The following is a 23,302-nucleotide window of genomic DNA, read 5'->3' as shown; positions in this document are numbered from 1 at the left end:
GTCCGGGAGCCGACGGCGATCGGGTGAACGGGACGATCTCGATCTGGCGTGTCGGGGGGCCTGACCTGACACTCCGTGGGTGGCATTCGGGCTGAGCGGGCGAGGGGCGCCCACCGGACGGGTCCGGCGGATCGCGACGACGGGTCCGGACGACCTCGGGGTGCACGACCCGGACGCCGGGGCGCCGTACGCGGCCCGCCCGGTGGACGTCGACCTCGAGCACGCGTTCGGGGTCGAGCGCCCGCTGGTGGTCGTCACCGGCGACCGCCTCGCCGGCACCTCGCGCGCCGTGCACCGGGCGCTGCGCCGCATGCTCGGCGACCGGGTGCTCGTGCCGATCACCGACCCGCACACCGCCGACCTGCGCGCCGTCCTGCGCCGCGCCCGCGAGGCCGTCGAGCGCTCGGGCCCGGTCGTGGTGTTCGCCGACGACGCCCCGCCCGCGCTGCTCGACCAGGTCGGCGCGGACGCCGTCGCGGCGCTCGCCGCCGACGTGCGGCTGGTGCTCACGACCCGGCGCACGTTCCTGGGCGCGCACCTCGCCCCGGCGACGCGGGCGGTGCTCGAGGGCGCGCTGATCGAGGTCCCGGCCGACGACGAGGGCCCGATCGGCGAGCGCGTGCGTCCCGTGACCCGGGCGCGCGCGGTGCTCGACCCCGTCGGCTGGTCTTCGCTGGCGCCGCTGGGGCTGCTGCGCACGGTGGTCGACTGGGAGCGGCTCGGCGTCGGCACCCCGCTGAGCCCGCAGCTGCTCACCGACCTCGCGCCCGTGCACCTCGACGCGTTGCAGGTGCCGCGGCTCGCGCCGGACGACCTGCGCCGGACCGTGCGCGAGCTACTGCGGGGCGACCACGGCGGCCTGCGGCTGCTGCGGGCCGCGCGGCGTGGACAGCGCGGGCACCTCGCCGCCGACCGGCTGTTCTCCCACCTCGCCGACCGCGACCCGGCCGGCTGGGCGGTGCCGGAGGCGTTCGCCCGCGAGCTGTGGGGCCACCTCGCCCCCGACGAGCGCGCCCGCGTCGCGCGCGTCGCCCTGGCCCGCGGCGACGACCAGGTGGCCCTGTGGCTGGCCACCCAGGTGCCGCCCGACGACCTCGAGCCCGAGGCGCTCTACCGCCTCGGCGTCACGCTGGCCGAGCGCTCGGCGGCGCACACCCCCGAGCCCGGCCGCTGGGACGGCGGCGCGCTGCGCTGGCTGACCTCAGCGCTGGACCGCGCCGAGCCCGACCTGGTCCAGCGGGCGCACCACCAGATCCTGCGGATCGAGTCCCACCGCGACCGCCGCGACGGCATCCCCGGGGCCCGCGCCACCACCGACGACGACCTCACACCGGCTGGGGCGTCCCGCGGGGAGCGGCGCGGCGCAGGGAGCGGTCGGCGAGCGTGAGCACCAGGAACAGCACGGCCGCGGCCAGCATGACGAGGGCCAGCTCGTGCATCCCGGCCGTGGTGGCGCCGTCGCGGAAGACGATGCCGTTGGCGGCCGACGCGGTGATCGCGCCGAGGTAGAAGAACGTCCGCATCAGCCCCGCCGACGACCCCAGGCGCGCCTCGTCGGCCTGCCGGTAGACGGCGTTCTGGTTGGCGAGGTTGTTCAGGCCCTGCGGTACCCCGGCGACGACGCCGAGCAGCAGGAGGAACCACAGAGCGCTCTGCGGCCCGACGAGCAGCAGCAGCCCGGCGAGCACGACCTGCCCGATCGCGCCGACGACGAGCTTGCCGCGGATCTCCTCGCGCCGGCCCGTGATCGTCGAGACGACCAGCCCCGCCGCGAACACCGGCAGCAGCACGAGCCCCGCGACCTGGGGCGAGAGCCCCCGCCCCTGCTCGAGCCACTGGGTGTAGCCGTAGAGCAGCGCGTACGACGTGACCGCGGCCAGCAGGGAGCGCGCGTACGTGGCGAGCAGCGGGAGGTTGCCGCCGAGCAGGCGCAGATCGAGGAACGGCTCGGGGACGCGCAGCTCCCACGCCACCAGCCCGGCGCCGGCGAGGGCGGCGAGCACCGGCAGCCACCAGAGGTCGGCGCGCAGGTGGGTCAGGAACAGCAGCAGGGTGACGAGGGTGGCCACGAACAGCGCGATGCCGACGGGGTCGACGGCGCTCAGGACGTCGCCGGCCCGGTGGCGCCCCGACGGCGCGGCGCGCGGCAGGTACAGGGCGCCGAGCACGAGGCAGGCGAGCGCGAGGGGCACGTTGACGGTGAAGGTCGCGCGCCACCCGCCGAGGCCGATGAGGAACCCGCCGAGCGTCGGCCCGATGACGGCGACGGTCTGCGTGGAGACGGCGAGGACCGTGAGCACGGTGGCGGGGCTGTCGCGCCCGGTGCGCCCGGCCTCGCCGCGGATGAGGGTCATCGCCGCCGGATAGCCGGAGCACGTGCCGAGGCCGATGAGCACGCGCGCGAGCACCAGGACACCGATCGACGGGGCGAGCGCGCCGACCAGCCCGCCGACGCCGACGAGCACCGCGCCGGCGAGGAAGAGCCGGCGCGGCCCGTAGAGGTCGACGAGGCGCCCGACCACCGGCTGACCGATCGCCGTCGCCAGGTACAGCCCGGAGACCAGCCACGCGGTCTGCGCGGCCGGGGCGCCCAGCGCGACCCCGATCGGCACCAGCGCGACGGCGATCATCGACGAATTGATCGGGTTGAGCACGGCGCCGAGCACCATCGGCGGGACGAGCCGGCGGTCGAACCGGTCGGGGGCGGGGAGCCGGGTGCTCACGAGTCCAGCTTGGCGCTCCGCGCTCGTGCGCGCTCGCCCGTGCCGGGGCACGGGGAAGCGCTCACACCTCAGCGAGGGGCTGGGCGCTCCTTGACGGGGCGCCAGGCGACGTAGACGCCAGGGGGTGGTGGGCGGAACTCGATCTCGCCCGGCCCCGGCCCGCGCGTGGGGACCCGGAACACGCCGGTGTCTCCGATGTCGCACGGCGAGTCGGGCCGGGTGTCCAGCAGCCCGACCATCTCGTAGTCGCCCGACACGATGCGTTCGTTCATGACCTCGCGGCGTCCGCCCTCCCGGTGCGCGGCGCCCGGTCGCCCGTCGTCGCCGATCGTCGCGGCCAGGCGGCCCAGCGCCTCGGCGTTCTCCGGACGGGCCTCCGCCTCCCGGGCGATCGCGCCGGGTTCGAGGCCCGGGGCGATGGTCTCGTAGCCGGGTACGGGCTCCTCGGGGGAGACGCGCCGGGCGGCCAGGTCCTCTCCGGGCGAGGTCTCGAAGGCGGCCACGCCGTCCCCGGGGCGGGGCGCCTGGCCGTGACGCTGCGACGCACCGGCCTCGGGGAGCACCGTCCCGTCCGCGGCATGCGGCGGTGCACCCGGCCGACGCTCCTCGGCGTACGCGCTCGCGACCGAACCGTCGGTGGAGGTCGACCGCACGTCCAGATTCTCGGTGGGACCGAGGGGCTCGCCGCTCCTCGACGGGTCGTCGCGCTGCTCCGCCGCGGACTTCCAGTCGCCGACGGCCGACTCCTCGAGTCGCTCCCCCCGGAAGAGCGTCTGGTCGGGAGGCGGGGCGGTGCGGAGGTCGCGGGAGAGCCGGCCGAGCTCGGCGACGTCCTCCTCACTGCGGTGCGGGACCGGGTCTCCGCGTTCGACGGCCTTGGTGTCCCGCCAGGCGTGCCGCCCGAGGTTGTCGTCCTGGTAGGCCGGATAGTCGATGCCGTCGACGGCGTGGGGCGGGTCGACCTCGTCGCCGCTCGGCGGCAGGTACGCGTGGACGACGCCGACGTCTCCGGGCCGGTCTCCGCCGCTGTCCTGGTCCGCGGCCGGGAGCTCCCGGCCGTCGTCACCGTCGGCGCCGCCGGTGTCGACCTTCCCGTCGGTGTCGACCTTGTCCGCGCCGGGCGTCAGCTGCTCCGCTGGCGGGGGCGCGCCGCCGTCCCCGTCCGGCTCCTCGGCGACCTCGCCCGGCTTCCCCGCCGTCGCCTCGACCGCGCTCTCCGACTTCTCGCCGGGCACGGGCGCCCCGCCCTCGGGGTCGGGCGGCTCCGTCACCTCGGCCGCCCCGGCCTGCTGCGCGGGCTCGGCCACCTCCGCCTCCTGCGCCGGCCCCGGGACCTCGGCCTGCTGCGCCGGCCCCGGGACCTCGGCCTGCTGCGCCGGCTCCGGGTCCGCGGCCTCGTTCGCCGGCTCGGGCGGCGGTGCGCCGCCGTCGTCGTCGGGCTGCTCGACCGGCGCCTGCGCCCCGTCGTCGACGGGGTCGTCGCGCTCCGGGTTCCTGTCGCTCACCGGCTCGCCTCCAGGGCCGTGCGGACCGCGTCGCACCACTGGGCGGCGCGCTCGGGCTGGCGGGGTGACCACCCCTTCGGCGGGAAGCGGCGGCGGTAGAGGTGCAGGAACAGGCAGGTCGCGTAGTCGACCTCCGCCGCCGGGGACGTCGCGTCGTCCTCGCCCAACGGGTTCCGCGCCGCCACCGCCCGGACGGCACCCGCGGCGTCCGCGGCCGACGCCCCGGCCAGCTTGAGCTCGCCGAACCCGACGGGGTCGACCGCGGCCACCGACGCGGCCTGCGTGCGGAAGCGGCAGCGGCTCCGGCACCCGCGGCACTCGGTGTACGGCGCCATCGCCTCCTCGACCGCCGGCACCGCCGCCCGCAGCTCGTCGTGGCGGCGGCGCAGCTCCGCGTCGTCGGCGAGCGGGGCCTCCGGGAGGCCGCGGGCCTCGGCGTCGAGCCCGCGCACGTCGGGCACCGTCACCGTGACCGCGCGGTCGAGCCCGTTGTGCGAGACCACCGCTCGGAACGGTGCCAACGACGCCGCCGCCTCGACCTGGTCCTCGTGCATCGACATCGTCTCGCCGAGCAGGCGCCGGTCCTCGGCGGACGACGTCCGGTGCAGGACCTTCAGGTTGGTGATCTTGTAGGCGTCGGCGGCGACCTTGTCGACCTGCTGGTCGACGAACACGTACGACTCGCCGTACTTGCGGTCCTCGGCCAGCCCCTGGGCGATCCGCTCGGCGGCGAGGCCGCGCGGGTCGGCGCGCTCGCCGCCGTCGTCGCCCCGGGCCGCCCGCGGGAAGATGCGGTGCGCCTCCTCGATGATCATCGCGTGCTGCGGGGAGCCGTCGCGGCGGTGGGCGCGGTAGTGCGCCCGCAGCGTGCTCATCAGCAGCAGGGTGATCAGCGCCTGCTCCTTCGCGTCGCCGCCGACCGCGGCGAGCTCGACGACCACCGGGCGCCCGAGCAGCACGGCGGGGTCGATCGAGGTGCGGCAGTCGAGCGTCGGACCGCACACGCCCTCGACCAGCGACTCCGCGCGCAGGCGGCTCGCGGCGTCGATGTTGTGCCCGATGTCCCCGCGGTAGCCGAGCTCCTCGACCACGACCGCGAGCTGCACGCAGAAGTCCTGCAGCATCGGCCACCGGCCGCGCAGCGCAGGCGAGCCCCGCAGCCCCGCGTGCTGGCCGCGGGCGGCGTAGGTGCGGGTCATGGCGCGGCGGTAGATGAACGGCAGCGGGTCCCACAGCCCGAACGCCGCCTCGAAGCAGGCGAGCAGGCCGGAGACGTGCGCGGCGACGGTGACGCCGTCGGGGACCTCGAAGGGGTTGAGCCGCAGCGGGGCCACCGACTCGTCGCCGACCGTGAGGACCACCAGCTCGTCGAACCCGGGCAGCGTCGCGAGCCAGCGGTAGTCGTCGAGCTCGGCGTTCACCGGCTCGAACACCGTGAACGGGAGCTTCCGCTCCCACAGCTGCCGGCACAGGTGCAGCGTGCTGTTCGTCTTGCCCGAGCCGGGCGTGCCGACGACGAACGCGTGCCGCGGCAGCGCGTCCAGCGGCAGGCGCACCTCGGCGCCGTCGTCCTCGCCCTGGCGGCCCAGGAGCACCGACGGCCCGCGGACCGCCGGGGTCGGGCGCACCGGGTCGGCGGGGGCGACCACCGGGAAGCCCGGCAGGTGCCCGTCGACGGCCACCGGCAGGCGCACGAGCGAGGCGGCCTCGCCGACGTCGACCAGCGCGCGGAGCTCGGCGAGGCCGTCGCGCACCACGCCGCGGGTCCAGCGATCGCGCTCGAGGAGCTCCTGGAGCTCGGCGTCGGGCCAGGGGCGCGGCGTGACCCGCGACCAGCCCAGCACCGCGTCGCGCGCCTCGGCCTCGGTGCGCGGGCGGCGCACCACGGCCCGGTGCGCGACGGCGTTCGCCCGGTGCTCATCGGCGCCGGCGGGCACGGGGGAGAGGGTCGCGGCGACGGTCTGCAGCAGCCCCGGGTCGAGGGAGCCCTCGGACAGCACGGTCACCGCGGCGCGGAACGCCCGCCCGGCGTAACGGCGCTGCTGGTCCTGCAGCGTCGGCAGCATCGCGACGGCGGCGGCGTCCGGGTCGAGGTGCTCGCGTCCGCCGAGGTCCAGGGGACGGTCGCCGGCCTGGCCCATGACGAGCAGGCGGTGGGCCTCGCGCCCGAGCACCTCGCGGACGTGCCCGTCGACGTCGCAGGGCGCGAGGTCGACGGCCAGCGCGACCGGGACCGGCGAGCGCCGCAGGGCCTCGAGCACCACGGTCCAGGGCGCGCGGTGCCGGGAGAAGGGCTCGACGGTGACGTAGGCGCCGACCCCGGCGTCGGGCCGCGCGGGCGCCGCGGCCCGCACGGTCTTGTGCACCTGGGCGACGCCGTCCGCGGCGGGCGTGAACGGCACGAGCACCCCGGGCACCTCGCCGGCCGGGACGGGCGCGCCGACGACGTGGTCGGGCACGGCCGCGATGGCGCGCGCGAGCTGCTCGGCCGCCGTGTCGAGGGCCGGTCCGGCGCCGACGACGCTGCCCACCACGACGCAGCGGACCCGCCCGCGCCCGTCGCCGGTCCAGCGCCATCCGACGCCGGTGCCCGGAGCGAGCCCGAGCAGCCCCGCGAGGTAGGTCTCCTGCGCGGTGACGGCGTCGGCGAGCCGCTCCTGCGGGTCGCGGCGCTGCTCGTCGGCCCGGCGGGTGAGGTCCACCGCCTGGTGGATCTCGAACGCGACGTGGCGGGCCTCGCGGTGCGGGCCGTTCACATGTACCGGGCGCCCGGCCCCGACGGGTCGAACTCCTGCAGGTTGGCCATGTCGTAGTGGATCTGGTCGGGGCTGGCGTTCTCCTCGGCGACCATGGTGTGCGCCGAGATCGCGGCCTGCACGCCCTCGCGGCTGAGGCTGTGCACCAGCTCGCGCATGGCGCGGGCGTCGGTCGCGCGCATCTCGCTGGCGAACTGCGCCGCCGGCGAGACCCGGCCGAACGTGTCGCGCAGGTAGTGCCCGATGAGCACGACGGTCGAGCGGGCGCGCCACATCGTCCAGCCCACGTAGAGGTGCTGGCCGTAGGGCCGCACCACGAGCATGGCGTTGAGGCGCCCGTGGATGAACATCATCACCGGCTGCCCCTGCATGCGCACGGCCCGCAGACCGAACGGCATCCCGTGGCGCTGCGCGGTCTGCATCACCCACCAGTACGACGGCTCCTGGAACGACGCGCGGCCCTCGACGACCTGCGAGTACTCGGCGATCGGCTCCTTGATCGGGAAGAACAGGACCACGATGGCGAGCACGAACAGGCCGAAACCGACGACCATGGCGAAGGCCGAGAACCCGCCGCCGCCCCCGCCGCGGAAGCCGTTGCCGGCCGCCACGAGCAGGTCGAAGAACGCCGCGAACACGAGGAGCACCGAGGTGATGAACGCCGGCAGGACGATGAAGACCAGCGCCCGCAGCAGGTGGGGCACCACCATCGGGAACGTGACCGTGTCGTCGACCAGCGGGTCGGGGCCGGTGTGCTGGACGTGCTGCGCGCGGTAGCCGCCGTGCAGTTCGTTGATCGTGTTCCGGAAGCCCGGCGGGGTGCCGTTGGACAGCAGGGACATGGGTGTCCCGATCCTCTCGAGGTGGTGGGCGGGGTCAGCGGGCGCCGACGAGGCGGACGGTCGAGGTCCCGGTCTTGGTCACCGGGCCCTGATCGCCGACCGTGCTGCCGGGCACGGTGGTGGTGACGGTCAGCAGCACGCTGCTCGTGCGCACCGGCGGGACGGACATCGTCTGGAGGTCGCGGCCGGTGGTCGGCGACGTGTCGAACGACTGGCTGACGACGGTGCCGTCGTCGAACGTCCAGGTCGCGCCCAGGATCCGCGGCGACTGGGCGAACCGGTCGGTGCCGTCGTAGGGGTCGACCTTGTCGTAGCCGGGGACGAGCCCCACCTCGGTGATCGTGACCGGCGTGCCGAAGTCGGCGCGCAGCCACTGGCCGTACCCCGCCCCCTCGCAGCGCCAGGCGCTCTCGGGGTCGCTGTCGAAGGCGTTGACGGGCTGGTAGCGGAAGGGCGTGCCGGCCGAGTCCGTGCCGGTCGTCGCGCAGCTCGCGTCGGCCGAGACGGGGGTCAGGACGCTGACGGGACCCGGGGGCAGCGGCCCCGGCCCCGGCGTCGGGGACGTGCCCGTCGTCACCAGGTCCGCGCCCACCGGCGCCAGGGCGCAGCACACGGCGAGCACGGCGGCCAGCCACGCGAGCGGGCGCGGCACCGAGGACCGCGGCGGGGCGCTCCCGGGCCACGCGGGCGCAGGAGTGTGCAGGGCGCTGACGGCCACGACGAGCACGGCGGCGGCCAGGCCGCCCAGCACCGCGGCCTGCTGCGCGCCGACCGCCGACCCGTCCAGCGCGGACGCGATCCCGAGACCCGAGACGGCCAGGAGCGCGGCGAGGTCGAGCCCGCCGGCGGCGTCGGCGAAGGCGCGGCGCCCGGTGACGAGGGCGGCGACGGCGGACCCCGCGGAGGCGAGGACGAGCAGCAGCAGACCGGCCGGCACGAGGACGTCGCCCCCGGAGGCCAGGACGACGACGAACGGGACGGCGAGCAGGACGTCGAGGCCGAGCACCACGCCCGGCACCCAGCCCGCGACCTCGCGCCGCGGTGTCCCCGGTCCCGCCGGCGCCGGCCTGAGCGGCACCGGCCCCCGGGGCACGAAGGTCGGGGGGCCGGACGGGTGCACGGAGAACGGCGCCGACGGCGGCGCGAGGGCGTGGCCGAGCTGGGTCGGCACCGCCGACTGCGGCCACCGCGGCGCCGGGACCGCGGTCGGCCAGGGCGCGTCGTCAGCAGGAGTCGGGGCGGGGGCGGCGGCGGTGGGCCACTGACCGCCGCGCGGCGCCGGCCACGGCGCGCCGTCGTCCGGTGGCGCCGCGTTGCTCCACGTGGTCATCGCCGTGCTCCCCCCGACCGGGCCCCGTGCCCGGCACCCCGTGTGATCGGCGGGGCGTCACCAAGTGTTAGTCCCGGGCGGTGGATGCGCGACGGGCATGACCCGTTCGCGCTAACGGAGGTCGGTGTGCTCCGCGATCCGGCCGGCGAAGTCGGCGGTGTCGAGGGCGGCCGGGGGGTGCTCGGCGAGGAACCGCAGCAGCCGGTCGGCGAAGGCGACGGGCTGGTCGCAGTGGGGGAAGTGCCCGGCGCCCTCGAACAGGGCGAGCTCGCTGCCGGGCACCAGCTCGTGGGCGCGCCGCCCGTGCGCGACCGGGATCATCGCGTCGGCGGTGCCCCAGGCGAGGAGCAGGGGCAGGTCCTCGGCGAGGTCGAGGCGGTCGGTGGCGCGCACCCGCTGCCCGCCGCTGTCGATGACGCTGCGCGCGGTGTGGACGAAGGCGCGCCGGTGGGTCGGGTCGGCGAGCGAGGCGTACGCGCGGCCCGACTCCCACGTCGAGGGGGACAGGCGCCGCGACAGCCGCCGCCCGGCCACCGAGGCGAGACGACGTGCCGCACCGACGACGCCGGTCCCGGCGATGACGGGCAGCACTCACTCCGCGGCCGGCAGCGTCGCCGCGCGCAGCACCGGGCTGACCTCGCGACCCAGCCCGCCGGAGTCGATGAGCACGAGCCGGGCGGTGTGCTGCGGGAACTGGAACGCGAACTGCTGCGCCACGCCGCCGCCGAGCGAGTGCCCGACGATCGTGGCGCGCTCGTAGCCGAGCGAGACCAGCAGGTCGCGCAGGCCGGTGGCGTAGCCGCCCAGCGAGTAGTCCGCCCACGGCGCCGACGACGACCCGTGCCCGAGCAGGTCGGGGGCGACGAAGCGGCGCCGGTCGCCGCGGCGCGCCATCTGCGCGAGCAGGGGGCTCCACGTGTGCGCCGACCCGGCGATGCCGTGGATGAGCAGGACGAGCTCGCCGTCGCGCTCGTCGACGAGGCCCTCGGCGGGTGCGGAGTCCCAAAAGGCGACCTCGTCGCCGTGCAGCGTCGCGTGCCGCCGGCGGGTGCGCCGCCGCAGCGGGGTGGCCGTCCGGTCGTGGTCCGTCACGCGTCTCCTCTCGCCGGTCACCTCGAGAGTGCCCGTGGGGGACGGCCGATCCCCGCGCACCGGCCCGGGTCACACGAGCCGCGCGTCACCCGCCGACGAGCTGGGCCGCCGGGCCGACCTGGCGCTGCCAGCGGCCCAGGGCCTCGACGAAGTAGTAGTCGCCGAACATGATCCCCGAGTCCTGCTGGCCGTCGGGCAGGTTCTGGGTGCCGTGCAGCAGGATCGACCGGAACGGCGTGTCGCGCGCCAGGTAGGGCGGCGCCGACAGCGACGCGAGCATGCCGCGCGCGGCGTCGACGTCGCCCGCGCGTCCCGGGTCCAGCTCGCTCAGCTCGAGCAGTGCGCTCGCGGTGACCGCCGCGGCGGAGCTGTCGCGCGGCTCCGGGGGCGCCTGCGGCACGGAGAAGTCCCAGTACGGCACGCGGTCGGGCGGCAGGTGGGCGACGAACCAGTCGGCGGTGCGCCGCGCGGTGTCGAGGTAGCGCGGGTCGCGGGTGTAGCGGTACGCCGTCGCGAACCCGTACACCGCCCACGCCTGCCCGCGCGCCCACGTCGAGTCGTCGCGGGCGCCCTGCTCGGTGTACAGCCGCTGCAGGGCACCGGTGGTCTGGTCGTAGGCGCCGAACATGGTGGTGCTGCCGTCGGGGCGCACGAGGTCGGTCATTGTCCGGTCGGCGTGCCGGCGGGCGATGTCGGCGTACTGCGGGCGCCCGTTCTGCGCGGCCCACCACAGCAGCTCCAGGTTCATCATCGCGTCGATGTTGACCTGGTACTTCTCGGTGTCGTCGCGGTCGTCCCAGACGCGGATCAGCCCGACGGTGGGGTTGAACCGGGCGGCGACGGTGTCGGCGGCGGCCAGGGCGGTCTGCTTCGCGGCCTCGTCGCCGGTGAGCTGGTGGTCGACGGCGAAGGTCATGAACATCTTGAAGCCGAGGTCGGTGTCGTCGTGCGAGGTCTCGGCCTGCAGCGGCGCCTGCCAGCGCTCGGCGCGGTCGCGCCACACCGGGTCACGGGTGCGCTCGAAGACCCGCCAGAGCGCCGCCGGCAGGAACCCCGCCGTCCAGTCGTCGGGCCCCTTGGTCAGCCACGTCCCGTCCGGGTTGGTGCGCACCGGGTAGGCCGGCGGCGCGAGGGAGTCGGCGGTGACGGCGAGGCGCGCGTCGGCGAAGACCACCGGGTCGGGATCGTCGACCGGTGTCACCGCGCCGCGTCCCGTCGCCGCGGCGGGCATCGGCGCCGGGGCGGGCGCGGGCGGCGGAGAACTGCAGCCCACGGCGGCCAGGGTCGCGAGGGCGAGCGTGCCGAGGCCCCGCCCGAGTCGGTGCCCCCGTCGGTGCCCGAGTCGGTGCCCGGTCATCTGCTGCCGCATCGTCGACCCCCCGGTCGCCCGGGCGCCGTCCGGAGTGGCGCGCCGGTTGGGCGCAGGACCCTAACAGCCCCCCGGACGACGACCGCGGGGGACGCTCCGGTGGTCCGGTGCGTCCCCCGCGGTCGGCGGTCCGTGCGTGGTGCGGGCGATCAGCTCGCGAGCGGCGAACGGCGCTGGTCGTGCGCGGCGCCCCGCGGCGCCGGGATGGCGGCGACGAGCGCGCTGCGGCGGCGGGCGCGGCGCACGACGTCGACCTTCGCGGCCTCGTCACGCCACGACGCGACGGTCTGCTGCTCGACCGTGCCGCGACGGGCCATGCTCACCAGCGGCGCGGCGACGAACGCGCCCGCACCCGCGGCGGCGGTACCCACGATGGCCAGAACACCCATGACTGATCCCCCGACTGTCCCCCGACGCTCCCCCGATGGAACGTTCTGGATGGGACGTCGTGGGGAGCCGCGCCCTCGTTATCGAGACCCACGACACGCCACCCGTTCGGTTGAACGCCGAACTTCACCACACGTCGGCCACCGGGTGTCGCGGGGGCAGGTCGTCGCCCGCGGTGTCGAGCGCCCCGAGCACGGCGACGCGGGTGTCGGCGGGGTCGACGACGTCGTCGATCTCGAAGGCCGTGGCCGTCGACAGGCCCTTGCCGCGCTCGTAGAGCTCGGCGACGAGCTCGTCGTGGCGCCGCTGCCGGGCCTCGCCGCTGAGCGCCTCGAGCTCCGCGGAGTACCCGAGGGCTACCGCACCCTCCAGCCCCATGCCGCCGAACTCGGCGGTGGGCCACGCGACGCCGAGCACGGGCCGGTGCACCGAGCCGCCGGCCATCGCCATCGCGCCCAGCCCGTAGGCCTTGCGCAGCACGACGAGCACCACCGGCACCCGCAGGTTCGCCCCGACGGTGAACAGGCGGCCGAAGCGGCGGACGGTGGCGGTGCGCTCCGCCTCGGGCCCGACCATGAAGCCCGGGGTGTCGCACAGCGAGACCACCGGCAGCCCGCGGGCGTCGCAGAGCGCGAGGAAGCGGGCGGCCTTGTCCGCGCCCGGCCCGTCGATCGCCCCACCGAGGCGGCGCGGGTCGTTCGCGAGCACGCCCACCGCGCGGCCCCCGATCCGCGCGAAGGCCGTCACGACGCCGACCCCGTCCTCGGCGCGGAGCTCGAGGACGCTGCTGGGGTCGGTGAGGCGCTCCAGCACGGGGCGCACGTCGTACACGCGCAAGCGATCCTCGGGCACGACGTGGCGCAGGGGACGCTGGTCGTGCGGCTCGGGGCCGTCCTGGTGCGGTCGGGTGACCAGGGACAGGTAGTGCCGGGCGACGGCCGTCGCGGCGGCCTCGTCGTCGACGAGCACGTCGAGCACCCCGGTGGCCGCGTGCACGGCGGCGGGCCCGACGTCCTCCGGGGCGACCCGTCCCAGCCCGCCACCGGAGATCATCGCCGGGCCGCCCATGCCGAGGGACAGGTCGCGGGTGCCGACGAGCAGCTCCGCGCACCCGGCGAGCGCGGCGTTGCCGGCGAAGCAGTAGCCGGCGGCGATCGCCACGGTCGGTACGCGGCCCGACAGCTGCGCCATCAGCGCGAAGGTCGCGACGTCGAGGCTCGCGACGGCCGTGCTGTCGGTGTCGCCCGGGCGCCCGCCGCCACCCTCGGCGAACAGGACGAGCGGGAGGGAGTGCTCGAGGGCGAGGGTCAGCAGCCGGTCGGTCTTGCGGTGCCCGAGCAGGCCCTGAGTGCCGGCGAGCACCGTGTCGTCGTAGGCGACGACGGCGACGCGGCGCCCGTCCACCCGCGCGGTCGCGGTGACGACGCCGTCGGCCGGGGTGCGGGCGACGAGGTCGTCGAGCGGGCGGCGCCGGCGCTGCGCGGCCACGACCAGCCCGCCGTACTCGACGAGCGTGCCCTCGTCGACGAGGTCGGCGAGGTTCTCCCGCGTCGTGCGCCGGCCGCGGCCCCGCCGGCGCGCCACGGCGTCGGGCCGGGCGGCGTCGGTGAGCAGGCGGTGGCGCTCGTGGACCTCGGCGAGGTCGGCGCGGACGTGGTCGGGGTCGATCTCGCCGGCCTCCGCGGCCCGGGTGTCGTCCCCGTCGACGGGGCGCAGGACGGCGACCACGTCGCCGCGGGCGGTCTCGTCGTCGACGGCCACGGCGATGCGGACGACCTCGCCCGCGCGGTCGGCCGTGACCGGGTGGTGCATCTTCATCACCTCGATGACCACCAGCACCGCCCCGGCGGCCACCCGGTCCCCGGGCGCGACCGGCACGTCGACGACCACCCCGGCCGTCGGGGCGGTGATCTCCTCGGGTGTCACGGGTCTGTCGTAGCACGCAGGTGGCCGCACCCGGGGATCCGACCCTGGACGGCGATCACCGGGTCGGCGACGCTGATCAGGTCGTCGTCGACAGGACTGGAGCGCCGGTGCCCACCTACGTCGTCCGTGCCCGCGCCGAGACCCTGATCCCGGGGCGTCGGCAGCGGCTCGCGGAGCAGATCACCGAGGCCCACCAGCGCGTGACGGGCGCGCCCCGGGCGTTCGTCCAGGTGGTCGTGGAGGACCTGCGGGGCCGCGACCACTTCGTCGACGGGCGGGCGGCGGCGAGCGGGTCGGTGTGGGTGCACGGCCACGTGCCCGCCGGGTGGGACGAGCCGACGCTCGCGGCGCTGGCGAAGGGGGTGCGCGAGGCCGTGGTGGCGACGACCGGCGTCGTCGAGGACCTGGTGTGGGTCTACCTCTCCGAGATCCCGCCGGAGCGGATGATCGAGGCGACGGTGCCGGCCGTGCCGTGACCAGGGCCGGGCGTCAGCTCTCGCTCTCGTACTTGAACGACAGGGAGAGACGGACGCGGTAGGCGGTGATCTGCCCGTTCTCGATGACGAGGTCGGACTTCTCGAGCTCGGCGATCCGCAGGTCGCGGACGGAGCTCGCGGCGGTCTGGATCGCGTGCTGGGCCGCCTTCTCCCAGGACTCGGTGCTCGTGCCGATGAGCTGGGTGACGCGGTAGACGCTGTCGGCCATGCGGGATGACCCTCCCTCGGTCGTCGTGCGGTGGACCAGGGAGGGGTGCCCGCTGTGACGGCGCCCACACTTCTGTGGGTCCTCAGGCCACCAGCGAGGGGGCGGGTGCGGGCGGGACGACGGCGCCCAGCGCGGCGAGGTCGTCGGCCAGCCAGCCCAGCCGGCCCCACGCGTCGACGAGCCGCAGCGCCTCGCGCGAGTGCTCGCGGCGCCCGGGGGCGTCGGCGACCTGGCCCAGGGCGCGGCGCAGGAAGCCCGCGGTCAGCGTGACCACCGGTGTCGCCGGCCGGTCGGCGGCGAGGCCGTGGGCGACGGCGCGGTACCCGTCGGCGAGGGCGCGCGCCTCGTCCTCGAGCCGGGCGACGAGGTCGGGCCAGCGCACGGCCTGGCCGGCGCCGGCGTCGGGCTCGCCGTCGAGCGCGGTGCGCGTCGCGCGCACCACCCGGTGGCCCACGCCGAGGACGGTGAACCAGTCGACGTCGTCGTCGCGCCGGCGTCGTTCGGTGCGGATCTGCAGGAACGTCGCCTCGAACAGCAGGACCTGGCGGTCGGCGACCCGCACGCGGTCCTCGAGCGCCGCGCGGCTGCCGGTGCCGCCCAGCCACGCGGCCGTCGCGGTGAGGAGGTCGGCGGCGGCGAGCAGGCAGCGCGCGGCGTCCCGACGGACCTCGCCGTGCCCGCCCGCGGGCCACACCGCCGCGCCGACGCCGATCCCGACCGCCGCGCCCACCGCGACGTCGACCAGGCGCACGCCCGCGAGCGAGGGACCGGCGGGGGCGAGCTGGGCGAACAGGACCGCGACCAGGACGGTGAAGCTCGCCTGCCCCGCGACGGTGCCGAGCACCTGGCCCGCGAGGACGGCCGCGACGCAGAGCACCGGGAAGAGCAGCGCGTAGACGACCTCGTGGTCGCCCACGAGCGCGAGCACGGCGGCGGCCACCAGCGCCCCGGCGGCCGTGCCCACCACCGCGGGCAGCAGGGCGGCGCGGGTGGTGGTGACCGACGTGCGCATCAGCGTCAGCGTCGCCAGCAGCACCCACAGCCCGTGGGAGAGGTCGAGCCCGCCGGCGACGAGGCGGGCCAGCGCGAGCCCCACCCCGAGCCGGACGGCGTTCTGCAGGTACACCGACCGTGGCGAGAGGTGGACGCGCACGCGGCGCCACCAGAGCGTCGGGGTGGGCGCGCTCGCCCACCACGCCAGGTCGCCCGGGGCCGCCACGCGGGGACGGTGCCGTGGGTCGACGACGATCCGCGCGGCCTGCACGGCGACCCGCTGCTCGGACACCACCTGCCCGATGGCCACCGCCTCGCGGGCGTGCGCCACGGCCTCGTCGGCGGGTCCGATGGTCGCGATCATCGTGAGCCGGTGCGCCGTGTACGCGTCGCGGGCGGCGTCCAGGTCGGCGAGCTCCGGCAGCGGTCCGTGCGCGCGCAGGGCGGCGGCGGTGGCCCGCAGGGAGCCGGCCGTGGCCACCAGCGGTCCGGCCTCTGCGGCGCCCTCGCCGGCGCCGCGGTCGAGCAGCACCTCCACCCGGCCCCGCAGCCCGCGCAGCGCCGCGCCGAGGTGCGCCAGGCCGCGGTCCCGTGCCGCCGGACCGGTCGGCCGTTCCTCCCACGGCGTGACGTAGAGCTTCAGTCGCGTCGTGGCGTGCCCCGCCGCGGCCCGCCGGGCGGCGAGGTCGCCGGTGCCGGAGGTCAGGGCCTCGAGCAGCGCCGCGATGGCCTCCGCCGCCGCGGCCGCCCGGCACGCGTAGGGCCGTGGCGGACGCGGCGGCCAGAGCAGGCGGTCGCCGAGGGCGAGCAGCACCATCCCGATCACGAGACCCAGCACCCGGGCGGGCAGCGTGTCCGGGGCGTAGGGCGGGAAGGACGGCAGGATGTAGAGCAGCTGCAGGCCGTTGGCCACCCCGGCCGGCCGCGCGCCGCCGATCGGCAGGAACGCGACCACCACGCCGACCACGAGCATCCCGATCGTCGCCATCGCCGTGCTCCCGGCCAGCAGCGTGCCCAGCGTCAGCAGGACCGACCCGGCCACCAGGGAGGCCAGCAGCGTGCGCGTGCGCTCCCGCGGCGTGCCGACCACCTGTGAGAGCACGCCGAACCCGATCGCACCGAACACCGCGTAGGTCGCCATCACGGGGTCGCCGAGCCCGTAGCGGCACACCATGAACGCGGCGGTGGCGGCGACGGCGACGCGAAGCGCCCGCCGGCTCGTGGCGAGGCCGGGGTCGTGGCGCAGCAGCCACCGCAGGCCCCGCTGCCGCGTGCGCCGCCCGGCCATCGCCGCAGTCTGCCGGGCGCAGGCGGGGCTGCCCAGGGTCCGACCCTGTCCTCGAGGTGACAGAACCCTGACCCCCCGGTCACGAACTGCTCGTCCTCGCGCCGATGGGGCCGCGACCCCGATCCGCGGAGGCTTCTCGCCATCGACACAGCGACCCGCCCGGGTCGCGGGACGACACCCGAGGAGCCGAGATGGACACGACGATCACCACCCCGCGACGCTGGCTGGCCACGGCGGCCCTGGTCCTGGCCCTGGCCGTCGGGCTCGTGCCCGTCGCCGGGGCGGGCGAGGCCCAGGCCGCCCCGGCGGCACCGTGCCCGAGCCTGGAGTCCTGCTACTCCTACGAGCAGATGGACCTGTTCTACGACCAGGTGATCGACCTGGTCGGGGGGTTCTCCACCGCGAGCTACGCCGACATGCCCCCGCCGAGCGCCTGGGTCTACGTGCCCCACGGCGACGCGGTGGTGAACGCCTGCGGCTCGGTGAGCGACGAGAACGCCTACGAGTACTGCTCGGCGGACAACACGGTCTACATCGGGCAGGACAGGCTCTGGCAGTTCTACACGCAGCAGGGCGACGCCGGCGCCGCGTTCGGGATCGCCCACGAGTGGGGCCACCACGTGCAGAGCGCGGCGGGCGTGACGGCCGTGGCCGACACCCGGCTCGAGGGGATCGACGCCGAGAACCAGGCCGACTGCGTCGCGGGGGCGTTCGTCGCCCACCTCGAGCGCGGGGGACGGCTCGAGAGCGACGACGCCGAGGACATCGACGCGACGCTGGTGGCCATCGCCTCGGCCGAGGACGACCCCGAGCGCGACCACGGCACGCTCGACGAGCGCACCGACGCGGCCCTGCTCGGCTACACCGGCGGGCTCGCCGCCTGCAACGGCTGGTTCCCCGGCAACCCGATCCTGACCTGAGCACTGCGCCGCTTCCGACGGACCACCGCGGCCCCTATCGTCCCGCACGTCGGGCTCGGAGGGGGTCGCGGTGGTCGACGCGCAGGCGACGTTCCTCGAGGTGTGGTTCCCCGGGGGCCGCGACCTCGTCGTGCTCTCGGGCGCGCGGGTGACGATCGGCCGGACGCCGGGGAACGACGTCGTCCTCGCTCACGACCCCCAGGTCTCGAGCCTGCACGCGGTGGTGGAGGCCTACGGCGCCGCCGGCTGGTGCGTGCGCGACCTGGGCAGCACCAACGGCACCGTCGTGGACGGCGAGCGCCTGCACGCCGAGCGGGCCCTGCGCCACGGCGACGAGCTGCGGATCGGCCAGACCCGGCTGACCTTCCGCAGCCCCGCCGCCGACCGCGACCGCACCACGGCCCCGAAGCGAGCGCCGGAGCTGACCCGACGGGAACGCGACGTGCTGGTCGCCCTCTGCCGGCCCCTGTTCAGCGGGGCGATGTTCCCTGAGCCCGCGTCGGCGCGGGACGTCGCCGCGGCCCTCGTCGTCACCGAGGCCGCGGTGAAGCAGCACCTCAGCCGGCTCTACGAGAAGTTCGAGCTCGACAGCGGCACCCGGCGCCGCCGCGCCGACCTCGCCAACGAGGCCCTGCTGCGCGGCGCCGTGTCGCCGGCCGACCTCCGCCTGGACCGGGACGGCTCCTGATCCGGGAGATGCTTCGGAAACCGAAGCATCTCCCGACTCAGCGCGCCCGCGGCCGCCCGCCGGGGCGGCGGGAGAGCACGCGTTCCGACGAGGCCGGGGCCGGGACGGGGGTGGGCTCGGCCACCGGCGCCGCCGTGGGGGCCTCGTGCCCGTCGCGGCCGCGCGGCAGGCAGCACTTCTTGTACTTGGCGCCGGACCCGCACCAGCACGGGTCGTTGCGGCCCGGGGGCCAGGCGAGGCGCGGTCCGGGCTCGGGATCGGGCGCGTCGGGGGAGTCGGGGTCGGCGAGCATCGCCGTCAGCAGCGCCGGGGTCGCCACCTCGACGTCGAGGACCTCGCCCTCGGCGTCGGCGGCCTGCAGCTCGCCCTCGATGAGCGCGCGGTGGGCGTCCCAGTCGCGGCCGAGCTCGTCGGCCACGGCCGGCTGGGCGGCAAGCAGGCGGGCGAAGGGCGCCTCCGGGAAGAACACCAGGTCCGGGGCGGCGTCGAGCTCGTCGGCGAGCGCGTCGTACTCGTCGGGGGCGAGACCGAGGTCGGCGCGGACGTCGCGGCGGACCGTGACCAGCCCGTCGACCACGTCCGCGGCGTCGAGCTGCTCGTCGGATCCCTCCGTGTGGCGCTCCTCGTGCTCCATCGCGGTGGCCAGCGCGGCGGTGAGCCACTGCTCGGCGAGCTCGGCGCGCCCGTTCTCCGTGAGCGCCTCGACGATCGGCACCGCGGCGGTGGCGTCGCGGTGCAGCAGCGGGCGCAGCGAGGTGAGCGTCGCCATCCCCTCGTCCTCGCGCCCGCGGCGCAGCAGGCGCTCGGCGTGCACCGCGCGCAGCCAGTGCGCGTCGATGGTCCCGGCGCTCGCGGTGACCGCGCGCGCGGAGAGGTCCAGGGCCTCGTCGTGGTCCCCGGCGAGCTCGTGGGCCTCGGCGGCGAGGCTGAGCGCGTAGCCGGCGTCGTCCGGGTCCGCCAGCCGGCCCCCCTCGACCGCGTCGACCAGGTCGCGGGCGAGGGGGCGCGGGTCCCGCGCCGCCTGCACCTCCTCGCCGAGGCCGTCGAGGTCGTCCGAGGTCAGCTGCGGGGCCACCGGCGCCACGGTAGGTGACGCCCGGCGGTCAGCGCGGGAGGCCCACGTGGTCGATGAGCACCGTGCGGTGGTGGTCCGCCGACCCGAGGATCAGGGCGTCGGCCCGGGCGCGCTTGAGGAACAGGTGCGCGGGGTGCTCCCAGGTGAACCCGATGCCGCCGTGCAGCTGCAGGGCCTCCTCGGCGGCGAGCAGCGCGACCTCCGAGCAGTGGGCCTGGGCGACGGCCGCGGCGACGGGCAGGTCGGGCGAGTCGTCCGCGGCGCACCGCGCGGCGTAGCGGGCCGTCGCGCGGGCCTGGGTGATCGCCACCCACAGGTCGGCGAGGCGGTGCTTGAGCGCCTGGTACGACGCCAGCGCCCGGCCGAACTGGTGCCGCGTGCGCAGGTACTCGACGGTGTCGGCGAGGCAGCGCTCCGCGAGCCCGAGCTGCTCGGAGGCGAGGATCGCGGCCCCGATCTGCAGGGCCCGCTCGACGTCCGCACCCTCGACGATCCGGGCCGGGGCCCCGTCGAAGGCGATGTCGGTGAGGCGCCGCGTCATGTCCAGCGACTCGCCCGTCGTGCGGGTGACGCCGTGACCGTCGGCCTCGACGACGGCCAGCCCGCCCGCCCCGTCGGCCACGGGCACGAGCAGGACGTCGGCGGTGGCGGCGTCGACGACGGCCGTGACGGTGCCCTGCAGCAGGTCGCCCGCGCCCTGGCGCTGCACGGTGACGGGCACCGGGCGCCCGGGGCCGTGGGTGGCCCCGGCGACGAGCACGGCGGTGCGCTCGCCGGCGGCGACCGCGGCGAGCAGCTCGTCCTCGCCGGTGCCGAGCAGCAGCGCGGTGGCCACGACCGTGCCGAGGTGGGGGACCGGCGCGACGGCGCGGCCGAGCTCCTCGGCGACGACGGCGGCCTCGCGCCACGAGGCACCGGCGCCGCCGCGCTCCTCGGGCACGGCCAGGCCGGCGACGCCGATCTCGCCGGTCAGGCGCTTCCAGAGGTCGGTGTCGACGGGGTCGTCGGTGTCGGTGCGGGCGAGGACCGCGTCCCAGGGGGCCTGCTTGTCGACGAGCGCGCGCACGCTCGCGCGCAGGTCGTCCTCGACGTCGGAGTAGAGGAGGTCGCCGGTGACGGGCGTGCCGGGGCTGGTCATCGGGGCAGGTCCTTCCAGGGGACGTCCTTGTCGGCACGGGCCTCGGCGGGCAGGCCGAGCACGCGCTCGGCGACGACGTTGCGCAGGATCTCCGACGTGCCGCCCTCGATGGAGTTGGCGCGGAAGCGCAGGTAACGCCACCCGGCGTCGCGGGAGGCGTAGTCCTCGACCTCGGGGCGGCGCTCGGTGTAGTCGGGGTAGCGCAGGCCGTCCTCGCCCTGCAGCTCGAGCTCGAGGCTCGAGCACTCCTGGTTCAGCCGCGCGTAGGTGATCTTCACGCCGGAGCCCTCCGGACCCGGCTGGCCCGCGGCCTGCTGCTGGCCGAGGCGCTCGGCGGTCAGCCGCGCCGCCTCGGTCTGCACCCACAGCCGCAGCAGCCGGTCGTGCAGCCCGGGCGTGCGCACCTCGGGGTGCTCGCGCCAGCGCGCGGCCAGCGGGCCGATCGCGCCGCTCTCGCGGGGCAGCGTGCCGCCGCCGATCGCGACGCGCTCGTTCATCAGTGTGTACTGCGCGACCGCCCAGCCCTGCCCGACCTCGCCGAGGCGCTGGTCGTCGGGGACGCGGACGTCGGTCAGGAAGACCTCGTTGAACTCGGCCTCGCCGGTGATCTGCCGCAGCCCGCGGACCTCGACGCCGGGTGCGGTCATGTCGATGACGAAGTAGCTCAGGCCGCGGTGCTTGGGCGCCTCGGGGTCGGTGCGGGCGAGCAGGATGCCCCAGCGGGCGTGGTGGGCCATCGAGGTCCACACCTTCTGCCCGTTGAGCACCCACCCCTCGCCGTCACGCACCGCGCTCGTGCCCACGCCCGCGAGGTCCGAGCCCGCCCCGGGCTCGCTGAACAGCTGGCACCAGATGTCCTCGCCGGTCCACAGCGACGGGAGCCAGCGCTGCTGCTGGGCGTCGTCGCCGAAGCGCAGGATCGTCGGCGCGGCCATGCCGAGGCCGATGACGTTGAGCCGCGGCCGGTTCTCCGGCGCGCCGGCCTCGGCGAACGCCTGGTCCACGGCCGTCTGCAGGCCGTTGCCGGCGCCGAGCCCCCCGAGGCCCGCGGGGTAGTGCACCCACGCCAGGCCGGCGGCGAAGCGCGCGCGCAGGAAATCGGCGGGCTCGGTGGTCGACGGGTCGTGCTCGGCGAGGAACTCCTCGACGCGGCGCGCCAGCGTGGCGGCGTCCGGGGGGCTGTCCGTGGCGGTCACCTCTGCACCCTCGCCCGCCACCGGGCCGCCTGTCGACCCCGCCGGGCCCCCACCGTCACCGGCGGCGCGTTGGTGGGCAACCTGCCCGATCACCAGAGCGCCGCGTACGTCAACCAGCCGCTCGGCACGACGCTGCGCCGCGTGGGGGCGCGCTTCGCGCTGGGACCCGGCTCCGGCGAGAGCTCGCTCTGCCTCGTCGCGTGGACCGGGGCCACGGTGCTCGCCACGTGCGGCTGCTGGAGTCCTGGGCCGGCTGATCAGGACGTGAACACGAGCACGACCGGCACCGGGTCGGGCACGGGCGTCACGACGGGCGCCGGCGCGGTGACCAGCGCGCCCGGTCCGGTACCCGCGAGCGTGCCCAGCTCCGTGGGCGCGAGGGGCGCCGGGCCGGCGGGCAGGGCGGGGAGCACCGGCAGGGGCGCGGCGGCGGGTGCATCGGCCTCCACCGGCGGCGCGCCGGCCGCCGACACCGGCGCGGCCGGGGACTCGCCGACGCCCGAGCCGGGCGTGGCGATGAGCTCGTCGAGCCACGCGCGGTAGCGGCCACCGTCGACGCGGCTCGACCAGCACGTGCCCGTGCCGCCGACGGCGCTGGACACCACCGCGAGCAGCACCGGCGCCGGGCCAGCGGTGACCAGCGGGCCGCCGCTGTCGCCCGCCGCGCACGTGCCCGCGGGGACCCCGCCGGTGGCGCCCGGCGTCGCCTGCAGCACGAGCGAGGTGCCGTCGGGCGTGCGCAGGTCCCCGGAGAGCACCTGGGCGCCGCGGCGCAGGCCGCCGTCGAGGCTCGGCGCGCCGTTCGGGGAGGTGGCGCCCCAGCCCAGCTCGAGCACGGGGGTGCCGGCGGCGGCGGTGGCGGTGCCCGCGGCGAGCGCGACCGGCGCGCGGTCGACGGGCCGGTCGAGCTGGACGACGGCGAGGTCGTCGAGGGGCATGCCGTCGCGCACCCCGCTCTGCGCGGAGTAGGGCACGAGCGCGACGGCGTCGCGGCGCTCCCCGTCCGGGAAGGTGATCGCGAAGTCCTCGGGGCGCGGGCTGTCGAGGCAGTGGGCGGCGGTGAGCACCAGCCGCGGCGCGACGAGCGAGCCCGAGCAGGTGAACGTCGCGGTGGCGGAGCGCGCCACGCCGAGGCGGGCGACGAACCCGCCGGTGGCCTCGTCGGCCGCCTCGCCGCCGGCGATCGCCGACGCGGGGGCGGGGGCCAGCAGGGTTCCGGCGACGAGCCCGGCGAGCACGAGCAGGACGAGCACCATCGCCGAACGTCGTCCTCGCTGCACCGCCCACCCCCGCCGCCGTGGCACCGGGAGCATCGACGCGATCACGCTGCGCGTTACCGGTCCCCGGCGACAGCGCCGTGACCGGCCCT

At 76.7% G+C, this 23,302-nt stretch carries 20 protein-coding genes; 4 read left to right on the top strand and 16 right to left on the bottom strand.

The window, feature by feature from the left end; translation table 11 throughout:
* The first annotated feature begins 79 nt into the window (after positions 1 to 79).
* Positions 80 to 1,387: a hypothetical protein gene (locus ACQPX6_RS25010; RefSeq protein WP_433783299.1), complete on the top strand. Its 1,308-nt coding sequence runs from the start codon at positions 80 to 82 to the stop codon at positions 1,385 to 1,387.
* On the opposite strand, the gene ACQPX6_RS25005 is transcribed toward ACQPX6_RS25010, so the two are convergent.
* From ACQPX6_RS25005 to ACQPX6_RS24960, 10 genes are all read right to left on the bottom strand, one after another.
* A complete protein-coding gene (locus tag ACQPX6_RS25005) occupies positions 1,326 to 2,723 on the bottom strand; it encodes an MFS transporter (protein WP_433783297.1) in 1,398 nt (465 codons plus the stop codon). The two genes, ACQPX6_RS25010 and ACQPX6_RS25005, sit on opposite strands and share 62 nt — an antisense overlap.
* 68 nt (positions 2,724 to 2,791) lie before the next feature.
* Positions 2,792 to 4,228, bottom strand: a complete 1,437-nt coding sequence (locus ACQPX6_RS25000; RefSeq protein ID WP_433783296.1) for a hypothetical protein — start codon at positions 4,226 to 4,228, stop codon at positions 2,792 to 2,794.
* Positions 4,225 to 6,984 carry a hypothetical protein gene (locus ACQPX6_RS24995; protein ID WP_433783294.1) on the bottom strand — a complete coding sequence of 920 codons (2,760 nt, stop codon included), beginning with the start codon at positions 6,982 to 6,984 and terminating at the stop codon, positions 4,225 to 4,227. Before ACQPX6_RS24995 ends, ACQPX6_RS25000 begins: the two co-directional genes overlap by 4 nt.
* On the bottom strand, positions 6,981 to 7,826 hold the full coding sequence (locus tag ACQPX6_RS24990) for a hypothetical protein (protein WP_433783292.1): 846 nt from the start codon (positions 7,824 to 7,826) through the stop codon (positions 6,981 to 6,983). Before ACQPX6_RS24990 ends, ACQPX6_RS24995 begins: the two co-directional genes overlap by 4 nt.
* A 34-nt stretch (positions 7,827 to 7,860) precedes the next feature.
* Complete coding sequence (locus ACQPX6_RS24985) at positions 7,861 to 9,156, bottom strand: discoidin domain-containing protein (RefSeq protein ID WP_433783291.1); 1,296 nt, start codon at positions 9,154 to 9,156, stop codon at positions 7,861 to 7,863.
* 111 nt (positions 9,157 to 9,267) lie between these two features.
* Positions 9,268 to 9,747 (bottom strand): alpha/beta fold hydrolase, encoded by a 480-nt coding sequence (locus tag ACQPX6_RS24980; RefSeq protein WP_433783290.1) that lies wholly within the window; start codon positions 9,745 to 9,747, stop codon positions 9,268 to 9,270.
* Positions 9,748 to 10,248 (bottom strand): alpha/beta fold hydrolase, encoded by a 501-nt coding sequence (locus ACQPX6_RS24975; protein WP_433783289.1) that lies wholly within the window; start codon positions 10,246 to 10,248, stop codon positions 9,748 to 9,750.
* Between the two features lie 85 nt (positions 10,249 to 10,333).
* On the bottom strand, positions 10,334 to 11,605 hold the full coding sequence (locus tag ACQPX6_RS24970) for a glycoside hydrolase family 88 protein (RefSeq protein ID WP_433783287.1): 1,272 nt from the start codon (positions 11,603 to 11,605) through the stop codon (positions 10,334 to 10,336).
* Positions 11,606 to 11,766: 161 nt separating this feature from the next.
* Positions 11,767 to 12,006 carry a hypothetical protein gene (locus ACQPX6_RS24965; protein ID WP_433783286.1) on the bottom strand — a complete coding sequence of 80 codons (240 nt, stop codon included), beginning with the start codon at positions 12,004 to 12,006 and terminating at the stop codon, positions 11,767 to 11,769.
* Between the two features lie 124 nt (positions 12,007 to 12,130).
* Complete coding sequence (locus ACQPX6_RS24960; protein ID WP_433783284.1) at positions 12,131 to 13,930, bottom strand: carboxyl transferase domain-containing protein; 1,800 nt, start codon at positions 13,928 to 13,930, stop codon at positions 12,131 to 12,133.
* 107 nt (positions 13,931 to 14,037) lie between these two features.
* On the opposite strand from ACQPX6_RS24960, the gene ACQPX6_RS24955 reads away from it, so the two are divergent.
* Positions 14,038 to 14,406, top strand: coding sequence for a tautomerase family protein (locus tag ACQPX6_RS24955; RefSeq protein WP_433783283.1), 369 nt, complete (start codon positions 14,038 to 14,040; stop codon positions 14,404 to 14,406).
* Positions 14,407 to 14,419: 13 nt separating this feature from the next.
* Here ACQPX6_RS24955 and ACQPX6_RS24950 read toward each other — a convergent pair whose 3' ends face one another.
* Positions 14,420 to 14,635: a dodecin family protein gene (locus ACQPX6_RS24950; RefSeq protein ID WP_433783281.1), complete on the bottom strand. Its 216-nt coding sequence runs from the start codon at positions 14,633 to 14,635 to the stop codon at positions 14,420 to 14,422.
* An 82-nt stretch (positions 14,636 to 14,717) separates the two neighbouring features.
* Positions 14,718 to 16,916: an FUSC family protein gene (locus ACQPX6_RS24945; protein WP_433783279.1), complete on the bottom strand. Its 2,199-nt coding sequence runs from the start codon at positions 16,914 to 16,916 to the stop codon at positions 14,718 to 14,720.
* Positions 16,917 to 17,107: 191 nt separating this feature from the next.
* Here ACQPX6_RS24945 and ACQPX6_RS24940 point away from each other — a divergent pair, with 191 nt between their 5' ends.
* Together ACQPX6_RS24940 and ACQPX6_RS24935 are read left to right on the top strand one after the other, a co-directional pair.
* Entirely contained in the window at positions 17,108 to 17,836 is a 729-nt protein-coding gene (locus ACQPX6_RS24940) for a neutral zinc metallopeptidase (RefSeq protein WP_433783278.1), read from the top strand.
* A 70-nt stretch (positions 17,837 to 17,906) separates the two neighbouring features.
* Complete coding sequence (locus ACQPX6_RS24935) at positions 17,907 to 18,524, top strand: FHA domain-containing protein (RefSeq protein WP_433783277.1); 618 nt, start codon at positions 17,907 to 17,909, stop codon at positions 18,522 to 18,524.
* Between the two features lie 37 nt (positions 18,525 to 18,561).
* Here the strand turns inward: ACQPX6_RS24935 and ACQPX6_RS24930 are convergent, their stop codons facing one another.
* The 4 genes from ACQPX6_RS24930 to ACQPX6_RS24915 all read right to left on the bottom strand — a co-directional run bounded on the left by ACQPX6_RS24930 (position 18,562) and on the right by ACQPX6_RS24915 (position 23,189).
* The gene (locus ACQPX6_RS24930) at positions 18,562 to 19,599 is read right to left on the bottom strand and encodes an SEC-C metal-binding domain-containing protein (protein ID WP_433783276.1); all 1,038 of its coding nucleotides are present in this window, start codon (positions 19,597 to 19,599) and stop codon (positions 18,562 to 18,564) included.
* Positions 19,600 to 19,627: 28 nt separating this feature from the next.
* The gene (locus tag ACQPX6_RS24925) at positions 19,628 to 20,737 is read right to left on the bottom strand and encodes an acyl-CoA dehydrogenase family protein (protein ID WP_433783275.1); all 1,110 of its coding nucleotides are present in this window, start codon (positions 20,735 to 20,737) and stop codon (positions 19,628 to 19,630) included.
* Positions 20,734 to 21,933 (bottom strand): acyl-CoA dehydrogenase family protein, encoded by a 1,200-nt coding sequence (locus ACQPX6_RS24920; protein WP_433783274.1) that lies wholly within the window; start codon positions 21,931 to 21,933, stop codon positions 20,734 to 20,736. The genes ACQPX6_RS24925 and ACQPX6_RS24920 overlap by 4 nt, the downstream gene beginning before the upstream one ends.
* Before the next feature lie 257 nt (positions 21,934 to 22,190).
* Complete coding sequence (locus ACQPX6_RS24915) at positions 22,191 to 23,189, bottom strand: trypsin-like serine protease (protein ID WP_433783272.1); 999 nt, start codon at positions 23,187 to 23,189, stop codon at positions 22,191 to 22,193.
* Positions 23,190 to 23,302: the final 113 nt, after the last annotated feature.

This window comes from Actinomycetospora sp. CA-101289, assembly GCF_050955895.1.
Classification (GTDB): Bacteria; Actinomycetota; Actinomycetes; order Mycobacteriales; family Pseudonocardiaceae; genus Actinomycetospora.
The sequence above is the reverse complement of the archived record's forward strand: the minus strand, read 5'-3'. Positions and strand labels throughout refer to the sequence as shown.